General features: G+C 70.7%; 5 protein-coding genes. All 5 read left to right on the top strand.

All coding sequences use genetic code 11. The annotated features are described in order from the left end of the window. Nucleotides 1-41: 41 nt before the first annotated feature. The 5 genes from PLE19_09405 to PLE19_09385 all read left to right on the top strand — a co-directional run bounded on the left by PLE19_09405 (nt 42) and on the right by PLE19_09385 (nt 16,609). Nucleotides 42-1,877: a hypothetical protein gene (locus PLE19_09405; protein ID HPD15156.1), complete on the top strand. Its 1,836-nt coding sequence runs from the start codon at nt 42-44 to the stop codon at nt 1,875-1,877. 3 nt (nt 1,878-1,880) lie between these two features. Next, nucleotides 1,881-2,672: a DUF4159 domain-containing protein gene (locus PLE19_09400; GenBank protein ID HPD15155.1), complete on the top strand. Its 792-nt coding sequence runs from the start codon at nt 1,881-1,883 to the stop codon at nt 2,670-2,672. A gap of 95 nt (nt 2,673-2,767) precedes the next feature. Then, on the top strand, nt 2,768-10,669 hold the full coding sequence (locus PLE19_09395) for a PQQ-binding-like beta-propeller repeat protein (GenBank protein HPD15154.1): 7,902 nt from the start codon (nt 2,768-2,770) through the stop codon (nt 10,667-10,669). Continuing rightward, complete coding sequence (locus PLE19_09390; GenBank protein HPD15153.1) at nt 10,666-15,621, top strand: NPCBM/NEW2 domain-containing protein; 4,956 nt, start codon at nt 10,666-10,668, stop codon at nt 15,619-15,621. Before PLE19_09395 ends, PLE19_09390 begins: the two co-directional genes overlap by 4 nt. 103 nt (nt 15,622-15,724) lie before the next feature. Further along, nucleotides 15,725-16,609: a hypothetical protein gene (locus PLE19_09385; protein ID HPD15152.1), complete on the top strand. Its 885-nt coding sequence runs from the start codon at nt 15,725-15,727 to the stop codon at nt 16,607-16,609. Nucleotides 16,610-16,735 lie beyond the last annotated feature (126 nt).

Here is a 16,735-nt window from a genome sequence, read left to right as displayed (position 1 = left end):
CGATTGCGGACCAGGACGCGAAGGGACGGGGTCATGCTTCCATGGGTTCCCACGACCCGCAGTCCGCAATCCGCAATCCCCTGAGCTCGGTCGTGGCCGCTGTCCGCGGCTTCGGCCTGTCGCGCAAGCGCTGGGCCATGGCCGAGGGCCTTGCCTGGGTCGTGATCCTGGGGCCTGGATCGCTGCTGGCGTGGTTCGCGCTCGACTGGGCTGTGCGGCTGCCCGCGTGGCCGCTCCTGGCCCTGTTCGTGCTGGCGGTGCTGGCCGCGCTGGGGGCCGTGACGTTGCGCCTCGTGCCGGCGATGCTGCGGCGAATCCAGGTCGAGAGAGAGGCGCGGCTGATCGAAGCGCTCCACGGCCAACTCGACAACCAGCTCATCGGCTCGCTCCAGCTCGGGCGCGAGGTGGCCGAGGCCAAGGGGCCGCTGGGCTATTCGGCGGGTCTCGTCCACGCGCTTCTCGAGCGCACGGTGCGGCGGCTCGCCGAGATGGACCTTTGCCGCCTGCTCGACCTGCGCCGCCCCAGACGCCTCCTACGCGTCGCGGCCTCGACCGCTCTCCTCTGTGTACTGTGCCTTGTGTTCGCCCGGGACGCGGTGCGGGCACGTGTCGAGCGGTTGGGAGATGCCTGGGCCGTCGTCCTCGATTCCCTGTTCCCTGTGACTCTCGTTGTGCATCCGGGCGACGTGGCGGTGGTGCGCGGCCGGCCCGTGACGCTCCGCGTCGAGGCCCGTGGTGCACGGCGGCGCCAGGTGACCCTCGTGCGGCAGGAGCTGGGCAGAGACAAGGCCCTGCCCAAGCCGATCGCCAGCGTGCTCGCGCTGGCCCAGGGCAGCGCGTCCTTCGAGGTGGCCAGGGCGGAAGAGTCTTTCACCTACGAGTTCGAGTGCGCCGGCCGACGGAGTGCCCAGCACACGGTGACCGTGGGGGACCTGCCGGCGGTGAGCGCCATCCACTACGAACTGGCCTATCCCGCCTACACGGGGCAAGCGCCGCGCACGCTCGTGGGCTATGTGGCGCGCCTTCAGGGGCTGGTGGGCACCGACGTGCTGGTGAGCTTCGCGTCCACCACCGACCTGCACCCTGATCACTGCTGGGTCGAGTGGCTCGATGGGTCGCGCCAGCCGGTGGCCGTCAGCGGCCGGTTCGGGCACTTCTCGTTTACCCTGGCGCGCCCCGAGCGCGCGAGCCTGCACCTCACGGGGGTCTGCGGCCCTGGCTTCGAGATGGAGCGGCCGCTCTCGTTCGAGGTGGCCACCCAGGCCGACGAGGCGCCGACCGTGCAGGTGCTGCTGCGCAACCGCAAGCTCACGATGATGGCCGAAGAGGCGGCCGCCTTCGCCCTGGGGTGGACGGCCGACGATGACTTCGGCGTGGCCGAGGTGACCTTGGACCTCAAGGTCGAGGGTGTGGATCCGCTGCTCGGGCGGCCGGTGCGGCAGGGCTCGCAGTCGCAGCGCTTCGACCCGCCGCGCGACCGCGTGCGGGGCCGGTTCGCCGACCTGTTCAAGGGCCTCAGCCCGCCGCTGGAGGCAGGTGACCGAATCACCCTGAACGTGTTGGCGCGCGACAACAACACAGAGACCGGGCCACGCCTGGGCCGCGCGCAGCCCGTCGAGATCGTCATCGTCCGGCCCGACCTGGCCGCGTTCACTGAGAAGCGTTTCGGCTTCGACGCCCAGGGCCTGCTCGGCGGACTCGTGAAGATCAAGCGTGAGACCGATCTCCTGGTCGAGCCCGTCCGCACCGTCCGCACCGAGGCGCGGCAGGAGGTCGCCCGGCACGACCTCAAGTCGCGCGTGGCCGACGAGACCTGGCCCAGCGGGGCCGAGGACGCGGTGGGGGATTACTTCCGCCTTCTCTCCGGGGTTGAGTGACCAATGAGAGCTCTGCTTCTGCCCGTCCTCGTTGTCCTCCTCCTGGATGCCCGTTCGCGCGGCAGCACCTGGGCCGAACGGGCCGGCGAGATGAACCGCACCGAGCTTTCGGCCAGGGAGGCGCGCCAACGCTCAGCCGCGGAGGCCAAGGAGCGCCGCAACAGGATCGCCCTCCGCCGCATCAAGCCGGCCATGCCTGGCGTGGACTGGGATGCCGACCCTACGGCCATTCCCTACCTGCTCTACCAGGTGAATCAGCGCACCGACCTGCCCGTCTACACCGACAACGAGGGCCTCGACCTGGCCAGCGACGAGCTCTTCGAATACACCCTTGTCTACCTCACGGCGCACACTCGCTGGAGCCTGAACGAAAAGGAGACCGCGAACCTCAAGCGCTGGCTCGAGCGCGGCGGTACGCTGTACCTCGACGACTGCTACCTGCGCGGCAGCCCGTTCGCCGACAGCGTGCGGCCCGAGGTCTCGAAGCTCATTCCCGGCGCCGAGCCGATCTGGCTGCTTAAGACCGACCCGCGCGTGGCCGACGCGTTCAAGATGATCTACCCCACGCCCTGGCCCGGCGAGGCGTTCACGAGGCCCTGGCTCTACTTCCTTCTCGACGACCGGCCCGCCGTCTTCTTCAGCCCGAACGACGACGGCTGCGCGTGGGAGATCTCCACGCCGCCCACCGCCTCGAACCCCATCGGCGAGGGCATTGGCCACGGTGGCGACAACCGGTACCGCGAGATGATCTACCAGCAGGTGACCAACTGGATTCTCTTCGCCCTGACGCATTGAGGCCGATTCGAATGGCCAGAGCCCGATGCCCAAGGACCAACGAGGGATGCCGCGGCCGACTTGCCTGTTGGTCATTGGCCGTTGTGTCATGGGCCATGGCCGTCGCCGCCCTCGGCGGCGCGGTGGAGGTCGAGCTGCGCCTGGTCCCCTACGATCAGCCCGGCGTGACCGTGGACAAACTGGAGCGCCAACGGCCCATCACCGAGATCGTGCCCACCGAGCGCGGCATGGAGGCCGTGAAGGTCGGCCTCGACCTCGGGTGCTGGGCGCGGAACGTGCTTCTCGACGGGGAACCGGTCTTCGAGCGCTATCACGAGAAGAAGTACATCGGCCGCGTGCCTGTGGCCAAAGCGGCCCTGAAACCCGGGAACCACACGATCTGGCCGGGCGATCACGTGTTCACGGTAGACAAAGAGGGCGCGGTGGCCTCGGCCGACCCCGATCTGGCCGTCGAGGGGCAGGTCGTGCGCATCCGATGCTATCCGGTTACCATTCGAGCCTTCCGCGCGAACCCTGACGAGGGCGATCTGCCGATGGCGATGCGCGTGACGCCGCTGCCCGACCTCACGCTTCGCGAAGCGGCCGACCACGCGAAGAGCGAGACTGAAGGCGAGAGTGAGAAGGGAAGGACAGGGGGCAGCACCGCGAAAGCCCGCGAACTACTGCCTGTATTCGACAAGTTCGCCCCGCTCACCATCTGGCTGCCGGCCAACCAGGTGGGCAAGGGCTACGTCGCGCACCCCTTGGGTCTCACGTTTCACCTGAGCGCGGACGGCATATCCCCCGGCGCGGGCGGCGGCCAAAGCGTCGAGGGATTGCGGGTCGCGAAGGGCGTCATCGAGGTCCCGCTCTACGGCTTCCCCGTCGAGGGCCCCGTTGGGGCAAGACTGGTCGTGCCGGGCGTCGAGCAGTTCGTGTGGGGCAGCCACGATGCGGGACGGAGGTTCCTCACCAACTGGTATCCCAGGCAGCAACCGTACCACATCCGGATTTCCGAAGAGGGGCCGACGCTCGACGTGGACGGCGACCTGCGCACCCTGCCGCTGAAGAGCTTGCGACTGGATGTGCCCGACAAGGCGACCGGCGTGCCGCGCGTGGTCGTGGTCGAGTCCGCCACCCGGCACCTGCGCCCCGGCGGCAGCCTCCAGGCCCGCGTGCGAGCCGCGAGCGCAGGTGAGCGGCTCAGTTCGCCGGCTTTCGCCCGGATGCAGCCGTACGACGGCGGCCCATGGGCCGACCTGAAGGTGGAAGCAGGTGAGGACGGTGCCGTGAAGGTGGCCATCGGGGAGACGCCCGACGGCGTTTACCGCCTGCGCCTGGGCGTGCGGCCCGACGGCGCGCCGCCGCTGTTCAGCGAGCAGTGGGTCTCCGTCGCGCGAGAACGCCCCGTGGGCATCGGCTTGTTCACCCAGCGGGGCCGCGACGCATTCTTCCGCGGCGAGGCATTCTGGATCGGCCTCAGCGTCCTCGCGCTCGGCCGGCCGCTCGCCGCCGGCGCGCCCATCGAGGCCGACCTTGTGGACTCGGCCGGCGCACGCTCTCCGCTGCTACGCGAGAAGACGGCGAAGGCGATCGAGAAGCGCGAGACCTTCATCCTACGGATGGACGCCTCGGCCAGCCGCGCCCTCGCCCCAGGCCGCTACCGGGTCGAGGCACGCGTCGGCGGGCACGCCACCCGCCCGCTCTCCATCGAGATGGTGGACCCCACGCCCCGAACGCATTTCGCCAACGTGCTCTATGGCAAGTACAACGTCATGGGCGACCAGTATCAGCGCGTGCTGCGAACCGGGGAGGGCGCCGAGGACCTCGCCCGTGAGATCGCCGCGATGGGCTACAACGCCTTCGTTGGCATGACCTACGACATCAGCCGCGTGTTCCGCCGCGACGGCGACCTGGAGCAACTGGTGCGCGAGCGGCCCGAGCTGGGCCCCGCCGAGAGCTACGGCCAGCCCAGCGGCCGCGACCGCTTCCTCAACGCCTGCGTGCGCCACAACCTGGCCTTCTACGAGAACGTGTTCACTTACAACGACACCATGCTCCCGCGCGAGCCGAAGACGTTCGACGCGTGCGAGCGCTACATCAGCCTCGAAGCGGCCTCCGTGCGGCACAGCCCCGCGCTCAAGGGCCTGTGCCTGTACGACGAGTTCTACGACACCGCCGACACGGGCACGGCCATGTCGCAGATCTTCCTCAAAGCCCAAGAGGTGGCCTTCCGCGAGAAGCACAGGGGCGCGACCAGCGCCGACGCCGTGAAGGCCCTCGACCGCTTCGTCGGGCGCCCACCCAGCCAGCGCAAGCCGGAGGACCTCGCGGCCTACCGAGCCTGGGCCGAGCACATGGACGCCTATTGGCGCGACTTCTCGGCCCGCATGTCGCGCGCGGCCAAGTCCGTCCTCCCCGCCGCGCGGAACCTCACCCTCCAGCGCTTCTGGGGCGGCAATGGCGGCAACCTGGCGCCCAACGGCACCTCCGACGACGTCTTCGCCGACCTCGACCTCGCCGCCTGCGTGATGTACAAGGATGGCGGCTACGGCGACCGCCCCGTCTTCGCGCCGATGCAGGCCGACGTGATGCGCGTGCGTGATGGCCTGCCGGTGTGGACGCAGCTTCACACGTTCGGCGCGCCGCCGCTGTTCGGCGACCACATCGTGCGCCAGGCCTTCTTTGCCCTGTCGCAGAAGGTGGACGGGTTGGCCTTCTTCACGATCCCGCACGACTACGAGCACCCCGAGGCCATTGACAATCGCGACGTCGTGCGCGACCTCACCGACGCCCTGTGCACCCGCTACGGCGACCTCTTCACCAGGCTGGAGAGGGGCTACCGCAAGGTGGCCATCTACTACTCGCGCCAAGCCGACCATCTGGCCCCACGCAAGCCCGAGAACCTGTCGTGCACGTGCGAGGGGCTGTGGGTGGCCTGCGTGCGGGCAGGATTCCCCGCCGACTTCCTCTGTGACCGGCAGATTCGCGAGGGGAGGGGGATGGATTATGAGGTGGTGTTCGCGCCCGGCTTCACCCTCGAGGGGGAGACGCCGCCCGACCTGCTCGCCGCGCTCAAGCGCCTCGTGGACGCGGGCAAGACGGTGGCCGTCGAGCGTTCGAGCCGGCTGCCCATCGAGGGCATCGTGCGGCTGGATTCCGACCTCGATGAATACGATGACAAGCTCGGCGGCGCCTTCCCGCGCAACATTGACTTCGAGTTCGAGACCGTCTTCGACCAGACCGAGGAGATGACCAGGCTGGTCGGGGCGTTCCTGTCGAAACGCATCCCGCCCGCAGCGGAGCACAGCCTTCTCGTCGGCCCCGACTGGCTCCGTTGCGGCCAGGCCGAGTACCTGGTGGTGCCCAACTTCGCGCCCACGAAGTTCACAGGTCTCTACAAGACCCTCTACCAGGCCCCTGATGCGCCGACGTTGCGCTTCCCGAAGCGCCCGCCCGCGTGCTACGACGTGCTCGAGATGAAGCCGGTCGCGGTGAAGAGCGAGCCGACGCCGAAAGGCGACTGGATGTCGCTCCAGGCCGACCTGCGGTACTATCCTGGGAAGCTCTACGCCTTCCTCCCCGCCGAGATTGGCCGTGTGGCGCTTGCCGCGCCGGCTGCCGTGGTCGCCGGCTCCGACCTGGAGTACCAGGTGGCCGTCCAGGACAAGTCGGGCGCGCCCATTGATGCGGCATTTCCCATCGAGGTCACCCTCGCGCCTCCCTCCGCTCTTCCTGCCGGTTGCCGCCTGCCTGCCGCCGACTTCCCCCTCTACCGCGCCGCGGCGCCGGAGCACCGGAGCGCGATCCACTTGCCGGCCAGCATCCCCGCAGGAGCCTGGCGGCTGCGGGTGCGTGAGTTGATCAGCGGCGCCGTCGCTGAGGCCGCCATCGAGGTGAGGCCCGGCAAGGCGCCCTCCGCCACGCTCGACACCCGCCCCGTGTGGATCGGCGACGCCGAGCGGGTGCGCGACTTCCTCGCGGGCAAGGAGGCGGTGACGATCGCCGTGGACGATGACCAGCCCTGGGTGCGGCCCCACGCCGAAGCCCTGGCCAAGGCCCTCGCCGCGAGCGGCCGCGCCGCAAGGGTGGCGCGTGTTTCCGAGGTGATCTGCCTGCCTGCCGATTGGAATGACGAGGCGCCCACGCTGGACGGCGCCCGCCTGTGGCGCGGCAACCTCGTGGACCCCGGCCTGTTCGTGGACGCCCCCCTCATTCTGCTGGGCAGGCGCTTCGAGAATCGGCTCATCGAGGCCCTCGTGCGCCGCGACGTGCTCGACACGCCTGTGTCGGCCGGCTTCCCCGGCCCGGGCCGCGCCGTCGTGGCCTGGGTGCGGCGCGGCTTCTCCAACGAGCACGACACTATTGCGATACTGGCTAACGACGAGGAGGGCATGGCGCAAGGGACTGGTGCATTCGCGAACAGAGGGTTGGATGAATGGATGAATGGAGGGGCGGCGGCGAAAGAGCCGAAACCGAAGGAAGCACCGCCGGCGCCTCTCCTGCATTCATCCACCCATCCGCCCACCCAACCATCCGCCTTCCGAGATATGATCAGCCGCGAGGACCTGGTGCGCGCGGTGGACGTGGACGCCGCCTCGGGCCGCGCGCTCATCGGCACCACGGGCTTCGGCCACAACCTCTTCTGCTTCAGCCGCGAGGGCACGCTGCTCTGGAAGCAGTTCCTGCCCGAGCACAACGTCTACGTCGCCCGCTGGTACGACGCCGGCAAGCGGGCGGTGGCGGCGACGGGCCGCGGCTTCTTCGTCTTCCTGCTCGACGGCGCCGACGGCCGCGTGCTCCGGCGCTTCGCGGCGACCGAGTGGCCCGACTTCCACGGCGGCTTCAACACCTATCAGGAAGGCGCCATCAACACCGAGGTGGACCTCGCCATCAACGCCCCGCTGCGGCAGATTCTCATCGGCGGGCGCACCGGGCTGATGGCCGTGGACTTCGACGGGCGGAAGATGTGGTACCGCGACCGAGCCGAGGCCATCGCGTCGTACCCCGCCGAGGCCGTGCAGACGGCCGGCGCCGCCTTCGGGAAGTCGGTGGCCGTGGGCGACTTCGCCCTCAGCCCCGACGGCACCCGCCTCGCCCACGGCGAATACCGCGTCTGCGGCTCCACCCAGCTCGCCCCCGACAAGATCGCGCCCGTGTGGCAATACGTGCCAATGATTCTGGACGCCCGCACGGGCCGGGCGCTCGCCGAGAACACCGAGGACCCCGGCAACGAAACCCGCGCCGCCGGCTGGCATCTCACCTGGCCCGCGCACTCGGAGACGCCCTGGATGCACACGCAGGGCGTGGCCGCGCCGTTGCACGCCGACGGCACCCGCGGCGCGCTCGTGCCGTTCGAAGGCCGCTGGCTCAAGGACGGCGCACAGCTGGCGACGGCTCCGACGCTTGCCCAGCGTCTTGCTCCCGATGGCAAGAGCCGCTGGGCTGTGGAGGCGGACCGCATCTTCGTGCCCGGCCTGGACTCCGTGAGCGGCGACGAGACGCGCCTCTACCGCTGCGACCGCGACGGGTTGGTGCAGTGCATGGACCTCGCGACTGGCCGAACCCTCTGGCAGCACAAGCTGCCCTTCGCCGCCACGCTGTGCGCGACAGCCGACGGCCTCGTGGCCGGGGCGCAGAACGGGACGGTCGTGCGGCTCGACACCCACGGCAAGGCGCTCTGGCAGACGCGCCTCCGCGACCACCACGAGGTTCCGGGCGGCGACTACCCCGGCTACGTGCGCGCCGCGCTCGAACGTGACCCCGACGGCACGGCCGAGCTCTTTCCCGTTGGCGACGACCGGCCCGGCGACTACGATGGCATCCTGCGGATGGGCCTCGAACAACTGGCGAATGGCGGCTTCGAGTCGCCCGAGGGCTGGCGCGCGACGCAGGGCGAGACTCGGCTCGCCGCGCCGGCCCGCTCGGGCGGCAAGGCGCTGCACCTGGCCCCCGGCCAGCTCGTCACCCAGCCGCTTCAGCGCAAGGTGGTGCCCTCGGCCACCTATCTGCTCGAGTTCTTCTATCGCGCCGAACCTCCCGCAGCCTCCAGAACCTGCGGGAGGTTAGTGGCAGGGGCGCTGCTGAAGGGCGCGAAGGAGACGCTCACGGCCTCGAAGTTCGCGGGCAGGCCCGGCGAGTGGGCCTTCGGCCGCCTCGCCGTGAAAACGATGGCCGACACGCAGTCCATCGAGGTGGGCTTCGAGGCCGAAGGCGGCGCCGTGGCGGTGGACGACGCGAGCTTCCGCACGGTGCGTTTCCCCTCGGCCAACCTGCTCGCCAATGCCGAGCTGCACGCGGTCGAGCCGACCTTCGTGCGCGACATCCGCGTGCAGTACAGCCGCATCCCGCCCAGCCTCGAAGAGAAGCTCCGGAGCCGGAACCGCGTGGTCGTGCTCAAGCAGGGCCTCGTGACCACCGCCACCCGCTTCACGCAGGAGCAGGCGTTCCTGCACAACGGCCGCCTCGACGACCTCGGCCCCATCTGGTTCTACCAGCCCGACGACGCGGGGTTCAGCGTGGTGCTCACGCGCCCCGCCTGGGTGTCGCACCTGGTGCTCTACCTGAACAACGCCACGCCCGACAATGTATACCGCACGATCAGCGTTCTGGCGAACAACATGGAGAAGCGGATCCCCGAGGCAGTCTCGCTCGTGCGAGGCAACCGCCGCCGGTTCGTCGTCGTGCATTTCCCGAAGCTGCTGCACACCGACTCGCTCAAGGTGTTGCCCGGGCTGCACGGCTCGCGCAAGGAGTGCCTCACGGAGATCGAGGTCTACGGCCCGCCCGGCGGCCCCGAGATGGCCGGGGCGGGGAAGCGCTTCGCCGACGATGCCGAGGCGACGCCGATGCTCCTGGCCGCGCCCTCGCACGTGCCGGCGAAGCCGCCTGCCGACCTGGTGGGCGAACTGGCCGAGCTGGGGCGGGTGCGCATCGGCGCGCCCGCTTACAACGTCGGCGGCACCGTGGCCGGCGGCGCCTTCGCCTACGGCGAAGCGGGCGGCAGCCTCCGCTCGGTCCAACTGAAGGAGTCCGACGCGACGAAGGGCGGCAATCCGAAACCCGAAACCCGAAGTCCGAAATGGAAGGTCGAGGCGGGGCCAACGTGGGGCCTCGGCACCATCACGCCTACCACCACGCCCGCCCGCTATGCGGGGCGGCTCCTCGTGGGCACCGCCGACGGCAAGATGCACGCCGTGGCCGACAGCGGCATGCGCCTCTGGTCGTACCAGACGAGCGGCCGTGTGTACTCCGCGCCCACACCCGATGGCGACGAAGTGTACTTCGGGTCCGACGACGGGCGGCTCTATAAGCTCGATGTGGACTCCGGCATCCTGCTCTGGGAGTTCGCCACGGGCGGCAAGGTGCGCAGCGCGCCGGCCCTTGGCGGCATCGCTGCGGGCGGGGCGTCGCTGCCCCGCGTCTTCTTCGCCTCCTGGGACGGCTCGCTCTACGCCGTGGACGCCGACAAGGGCACGCTGACCTGGAAGGCGCCGCTCGCGCCGTTTACCCGCTCCAGCCCCGCCGTGCGCGACGGGCGGGTCTACATTGGCGACGAGGAGGGGCGGATGCTCGGCTTCGATGCCGCCAGCGGCAAGGCGCTGTGGGCGGGCGAGTTGGGCGGTACGATCTCGACCTGCCCGCTCGTGTGCGACGACGGCGTGCTCTTCGCCAGCGACCAGGGCGACGCGGCGCTCGTGACGCACGACGGCGCCGTGCGGTGGAAGCGGCCGCTCGGCGCTCGCCTTGCCGGCCAGCCGCTCGCCACGCAGACCCAGGCCATCGTGCCTACGGAAAGGGGCGTGCTCGTGCTGCGACGGGCCGACGGCCAGCCCGACCCGCGCCTCGTGTTGCCCGAGAGCCCGGGCAAAGTCCTCTCGGCCGTGCCCTGCGGCGACAGGCTGTTTCTCATCGCTGCGCAGGCCGAGGTGGACTTCCGCAGCCCGCCGCGGACCTATGTGACCTATGAAGGGGCCGCCATCGTGTGGGGTCCGAAGCCGAAGGTGGAAGCCAAGTGATAGCTGCCGATTGCCGACTGCCGATTGCCGACGGTTGGCCACTCGGGCTCGTGCTCGGGCACTTGCTTTGGGCCGCCGCAGCCGTATCCGGGGCGGGCTACCATCTCGTCGAGAACTTCACCGCGCCGTTGCCCGGCCGCGGCACCGTGACGGCGGAGGCGGACTTCGAGAACGGACGCGTGGGCCTCGCCGCCGCCCGGCTCGCCTACGAGCTGACGCCCAAGGCCCAGCAGGTCTGGCTCCAGTTTCCGAACGAGGCCATTCGCATCTCCGGCCCCGGCCAACTCAAGCTGTGGGTGAAGCCCGACGGATCGGGCGACGAGATGCAACTCACCGTGTATCACGCCGAATCGTTCCTCGACGACCGCGGCGAGCGGCGTCTGAAGGACCACGCGCGCCTCGCTCTGCCGCGCGTGAAGCTGGATTTCGCCGAATGGCGCGAGGTGGCGTTCGACTTACGCTCCGTGCCCGTGGGGCGCACGATGTGGCTCGAGCGCATCGAGTTCCACGGCCGCCGCAAGGAGGGCGAGCGCGCCGAGGCCATCGTGTTGCTCGACGACTTGCGGCTGGAGCCCTCGGGGGCTCCTCCGCCCGCCACGATGGCGACGCGCCTCATCGGGCCGCCCGCGCGCGACTTCGGCACCCGCGTGGCCGTGGCGCTCGACGTCCGCAGCTTCGTGGCCGCGCCCGCCCGGGCGCGCGCCCGCCTGACCCTGACCGACCGCAACGAGACCGTGGTGGCGGACCGCGACTTCGACGTGCCGCTTGCCGCCGGGCAGTCGAGCGAAACGAAGCTCGAGCTGGCCCCCGAAAAGCTTGACGCCTATCTCCCCCCCTTCACCCTCGCGTGCGACGTCGTGTCCAGCGACCTCCCGCAGCTCTCCCAGAAGTCCGAGCACAAGCTCGTGATGGCCAACAGCGTGTTCCTTTTCGACGACATGTCCGATGCAATCGGCCGCTGGTTCACGGCCGGCTACCCGGCCGACGTGCGGCAGAACCCGCGCTCGTGGGTGAGCTGGACCCACGGCGAGGCCCAACGCGCCAGCCCTTGGACCCAGACCGCCGCCGCCATCTCGCGCGTGCGGATCGAGGACTTGGCTGCGAGTCGGCAATCCGTAACCCGCCATCCCCAATCTCCCGTGCCGCTCGGCCAGTTCGCCCTGCGCGTGGACTATGCGGGCGATGCCGTGGTCTATTGCGGCCGCGAGCGCTACCTGCCGGGCAACGCCTTCCGCTTCGGCGCCTGGGTGAAGGGCGACGGCAGCGGGGCGAAGCTTCACGCTCTGTTCCTCGACTACACCGATTCGGCGGACTTCTGGGAGGGCGGCTGGAAGCGCATCTACGACGGCGAGCGCGAGCTGTGCACCCTCGACTTCACGGGCTGGCGCTACGTGGAGGTGCCGCTCCCTGGCGATGGCCTGGGCAGCAACGCGCCGCGCGGCTCGACGGCCGAACTCGACTTCCCGCTCGAGCTGACCGCCTTCCGCATCGAGCCGCCGCGGGGCAAAGAGGCGGCGGCCCCGCCAGCCCAGGGCACCGTGCTCATCGGCAGCCTCATCGTGCACACGCAGCAGGAGGCCGCGGGCGCGCTCGCCCTGCACGCGGGCGCCGATGACCCCGAGCGGCGTTTCGACCCCGCGCACGGCGCCTGGGCGACCGTGCAGAACGCCTCCCCCGTCCGCGCGCGCAAGGTTCGGGTCATCTGGGCGATGCTCGACCGCGCGAACGAGGTGAGCGGCAAAGGGCAGGCGGACCTGGACCTGGCGCCGCGCGAGGCCAAGACGCTGCGGCTCGACCTGGCGAAGGCCGCGCCCGACGCCGCGCGGCGGCAGGGGCCGCTACGGCTCCAGATCACCGCCACCGACGCCGCGGACGCCGGGGTGTCGGCTGCGCGCGAGCTGATTCTCGCCAAGCCCGACACCACGGTGGCCCTGGCCGACTTCGAGAGCGACCGCGGCTACCTGGGCCTCAAAGCCCACACGCTCGAGACGGCGCCGCCAGCCGGCGAGGCCGCGGCCCGCACCAGCGCCGAGCAGGCCCACGGCGGCCGCCGCTCGCTGGCGCTCGCGTGGGACAAGGCGAAGTCCCCGCCGCAGCGTCCCGGCCTGCCGCCCTCGCGCCTGCTCGTCGTGGCCTCGATTGACCCCGCCCTGCCCGGCGTGCCCGTCGAGCTGTCGCTGTGGCTGCACGGCGACGGCTCGGGCGCGCTCTTCTACCCGGTCGTCGGCGACACCCGCGGCGTCAGCCACGGGGGCCACGGCCGCGACTTCGACCTCTTCCTGGCCAGGGCGGTGGCGACGAGCGTCCCGCTTGTCGAGGGGGACCGCAAGCGGGATGCTTGCGGCTACTCGAACGCCGTGCGGGTGGACTGGCAGGGCTGGCGGAAGCTCGATTTCCGCCTGCCCCCCATCCCGCCGTCGTGGGACAAACCGCAGCCTGTCCTCGGCTTCGCGCCCAGCTATCCGCTCGGCCTGCACCTGGCCGTGGACCCGCAAAGCGCCGACCGCGACCGCGGCAGCCTCTTCGTGGACGATATCGTCGTGCGCACCCACCTCCCCCCCGCCGAGCGGCTGACCTTGGCGTGGGACCGGGCCGACGAGTCGAACGTCGTGCCCCCGGGTGGCGCTGTGCAGGCTACGGTGGCCAACGGGGACTCCGTGGCCCGTTCGGCCGCTCTGTCAGGCGGTGTGTTCGACTGGCGCGGGCGGCAGGTGGCCGGCCTCGACGAAAAGCTCACCCTGCAACCCGGCGAGGCGAAGGCCGTCGTCGCTGCCAAGGGCCTGCCCGTCGGCGCCTACGCCCTGCGCCTGCGACTCACCGAGGGGAACGCAGTGCTGGCCTCGGTGGAGGAGGACGTGCTGGTGGCCGACCTCAACCCCGTGCTTGGCGATGCCTGGCTCGCCGCCCTGCGCGACGAGTGGAAACTGCGGGCCCCCGTGGGGGACCGCTATGAGTTCGTGGATGAGGACTGGGACTGGGTGGAGCACCACCCGGGGAACGTGCAACTCGACTCGCTGCGCGAGCGCGCCCGCCGCGTGGCCGCCGCGGGCGGCGAGCCGCACGTGTTGCTGGGCTACAGCGCCTACTGGGCGGCCGGCATCGGCCTCGATCAGTTCAAGGCCGACGCCTTCGAGCGCCGCCTGCGCGACGCGGGCCACGCGGTGGACACCTTCCTGGTGCCCGAGCGGCTCGAGGATTGGGACCACTACGTGTGCGAGGTGATGCGCGGCGCGGGGCGCGACGTGGGCGGCTTCGTGCTCTGGAACGGCCCTGACGCAGGGGCGCTGGCCGTCGAGCCCGAGCGCTTCGCCAGGATGATGGCGTCGGCCGACGCCTGGCGCCGCCGCTACTGTCCGAAGACGCCGCTGCTCATTGGCGGCCTGAGCCGGGCCGCCGCCGTGCCCTACGTCGCGAAGCTGGCCGAACTGGGCGCGCTCGACCGCGTGACCGGCGTGAACGTGCGCCTCGACGTCGGGCGGCTCTCGCCCGAGGACGCCCTGGTGCCGGCCTACGTCCGCGAGTTGGCGGACGCCCTGGCCAAGGGCTCGAAGGAGCCGAAGAGCATCCTCCTCACCGACCTCGACTGGGCGGTCGAGCGCGCCGAACGCGGCCCCGCCGCGGCCGATGCGGCGGCGGGCAGGATCGGGGCCTTCGAGCAGGCAGCCTATCTCGCCCGCTCGGACCTGTTGCTCCACGGCGCCGGCATTCGGCCCGCGCTGGCCATTCGCAACGACGACTTCGCCCGCCTGGGGCTGGGCCTGGCGTATCGCCGCGAACTGCTCGTGCCCCCACTGGCCGAGCGGCCCGCCACCTTCCAGCTCAAGCCCGCCTGGTGGGGCGTGCTGCGCGCGCGGCAATGGCTCGCGCAGCTCCAGGCCGCCGAGCCAGTCGAGATTCAGGACATCGTGCCCGCCCGCACCCGCTGCCTGGCCGCGAAGCGCCGCGACGGCAAGGTGGCGGCCATCGTGTGGCGGAACGACGATGCGGGAGCTGTGACCTTCGCCCACGCCGGCCTCGGCGTCGAGGCGGCCGAGGACGTCTTCGGCTCGCCCGTGCCGGCCGAGGGCGGCTGGCACGCCGTGGGCAAGGTGCCCGTGGCGTTCGTGCTGGGCGAGGGCGACTGGGCGCGGGCGCGCGACGCGCTCGCCAGGTTGTGGGTGCGCGACGGCGCTGAGCCCGCCTGGCCGCAGCGCCTGCTCGCCGTGGTCCGTCCTGCGGCCACGGAGGCCGCGCCACGCTTCTCCATCGCCGTGCCCCAGGGCGCGGGGCTTGTGCTCCGCCAGCGCTTTGTGCTCGAAGGCGAGGGCTTCAAGGCCGAGGTGGCCGTCAATGGCAAGGCTATCGGAACGTGGGACCTCACGCGTTCGGCCCCCGAGCTGTCGGGCGGGCCGCGCGAGTGCATCTTCGTGATTCCGCCCGAGGCCCTGGCTGGCGTCGCGAAGGCAGAGATCGAGCTGCGCTCCGACCGTGCGGCGCCCCAAACCTCCCGCGGGCCCTCAAGCCCGCGGGAGGTTGCGGTCTTCGAGTACCGCGGCGGGGATTTCCCCTTGAGCGCCGTGGGCGCCATTCACGTCGAGCAGAACGTGGCCCAGCCGCGCCTCGGCCGCAACATCGTCGGCGGGCCGCTCGCCGTGGGGCAGGCCGCCTTCGCCAACGGCATCGGCACCTTCGCCAACTGCCTCCTCGAGTACCCGCTGAACCGCCAGTTCGCCCGTTTCACCGCCAGGGTGGGCGTGGACGCCGTCACCGAGGGCAAAGGCTCCGTCGTCTTCGAGGCCTACGCCGACGGCCGCAAGCTCTGGGCCTCGCCCGTCCTGTCGGGTCTCGACGCCCCCCGCGACGTGGCCCTCGACGTCACCGGCATCAACCGCCTGCGCCTCGTCGTCACCGACGCCGGCGATGGCAACAAGTCCGACGCCGCCAACTGGTGCGAGCCTACCCTCCATAGATGAGAAGGAGTGCCCGATGACCCATGGCCAAGGCTCAACTCAGAAGGCGGGTGGCCGCTGGCTCTTTCTTACTTGGTCATTGGTCATTGCTCATTGGCCGCTTGCCTTGGCGGCGGAGGGGGCGGGTGCCATCCCGAAGACGCCCACGCCCATCACAGTGGACGGCATTCTCGACGAGCCGGTCTGGAGAGAGGCGGACATCGTGCGCGCCGACTACCTGCTCAGCAAGACAGGCGCCCTGAGCGACCAGCCCCGCCTGGCCGCGCGGTTCGCCTGGGACGACCACTATCTCTACATCGCCTACGAGACGTTCGACCGCAACCTCGTCGCTGCCGGCACCGGCGAGTTCGAGGGGCCGCCGGCCAACCGCCGCGAGGGCGCCGTCATCTGGGACGACGCGAAGAAGATTGACGTCGTCGAGTTCTTTCTCTCGTTCGGCGACGAGCGCTTCTTCTGGGAGCTCCATCACAACGCCGCCAACCACTTCAACGACGTGTGGATCACCGTGCCCGACCCCGCCTGGCGCGTCAGCCAGCTCTCCATCGCCACCTGGGGCATCCTCTTCGGCCACACGCTGTGGATGCAGGACGACGGGCCGCACGCCCTCGCCAAGGCCGTGCGCCTCAAGCCGCGCGCCGACGGCAAGCCCTCCACCCTCAACGACCCCTCCGACGCCGACACCGGCTACACCGCCGAGTTGCGGCTCCCCTGGCTTGGCCTCGGCGCGCCCGAGAAGTGCCGCACCTGGCTCGAGAAGCCTTCCGCAAGCCCCGGCGGCCCCAAGCTCCGCGAGCCAGGCCCCTGGAGAATGGCCGGCGAACAGCTCATGATCCTCGCGGTCGTCCAGGATGGCGACCTCCCCGAGCGCTACCACCACTCCAGCCCCACCCTGCCGCGCGACTGGTTTCACAAGACAGCCGCTCACTGGCCCCGCTACACCCTCGCCGTCGCAGCCGCCAACCAGCAAGATGCGAGACCAGGCACACGATGAGGCGAGGGAAACATAAACACGGGTTTTTCAGGGTTTCGCGATCCTGGCGTGACTGGCCCGGTGCAGGGCGTGGGCATGCCAGCTCCTCGCGGACATGGCGGTTCCTCGGGAGGGCTCTGCCGAGCG

It is taken from the genome of Planctomycetota bacterium, assembly GCA_035384565.1.
GTDB lineage: Bacteria > Planctomycetota > PUPC01 > DSUN01 > DSUN01 > DAOOIT01.
This window is presented reverse-complemented; position numbering and strand designations above follow the sequence as displayed.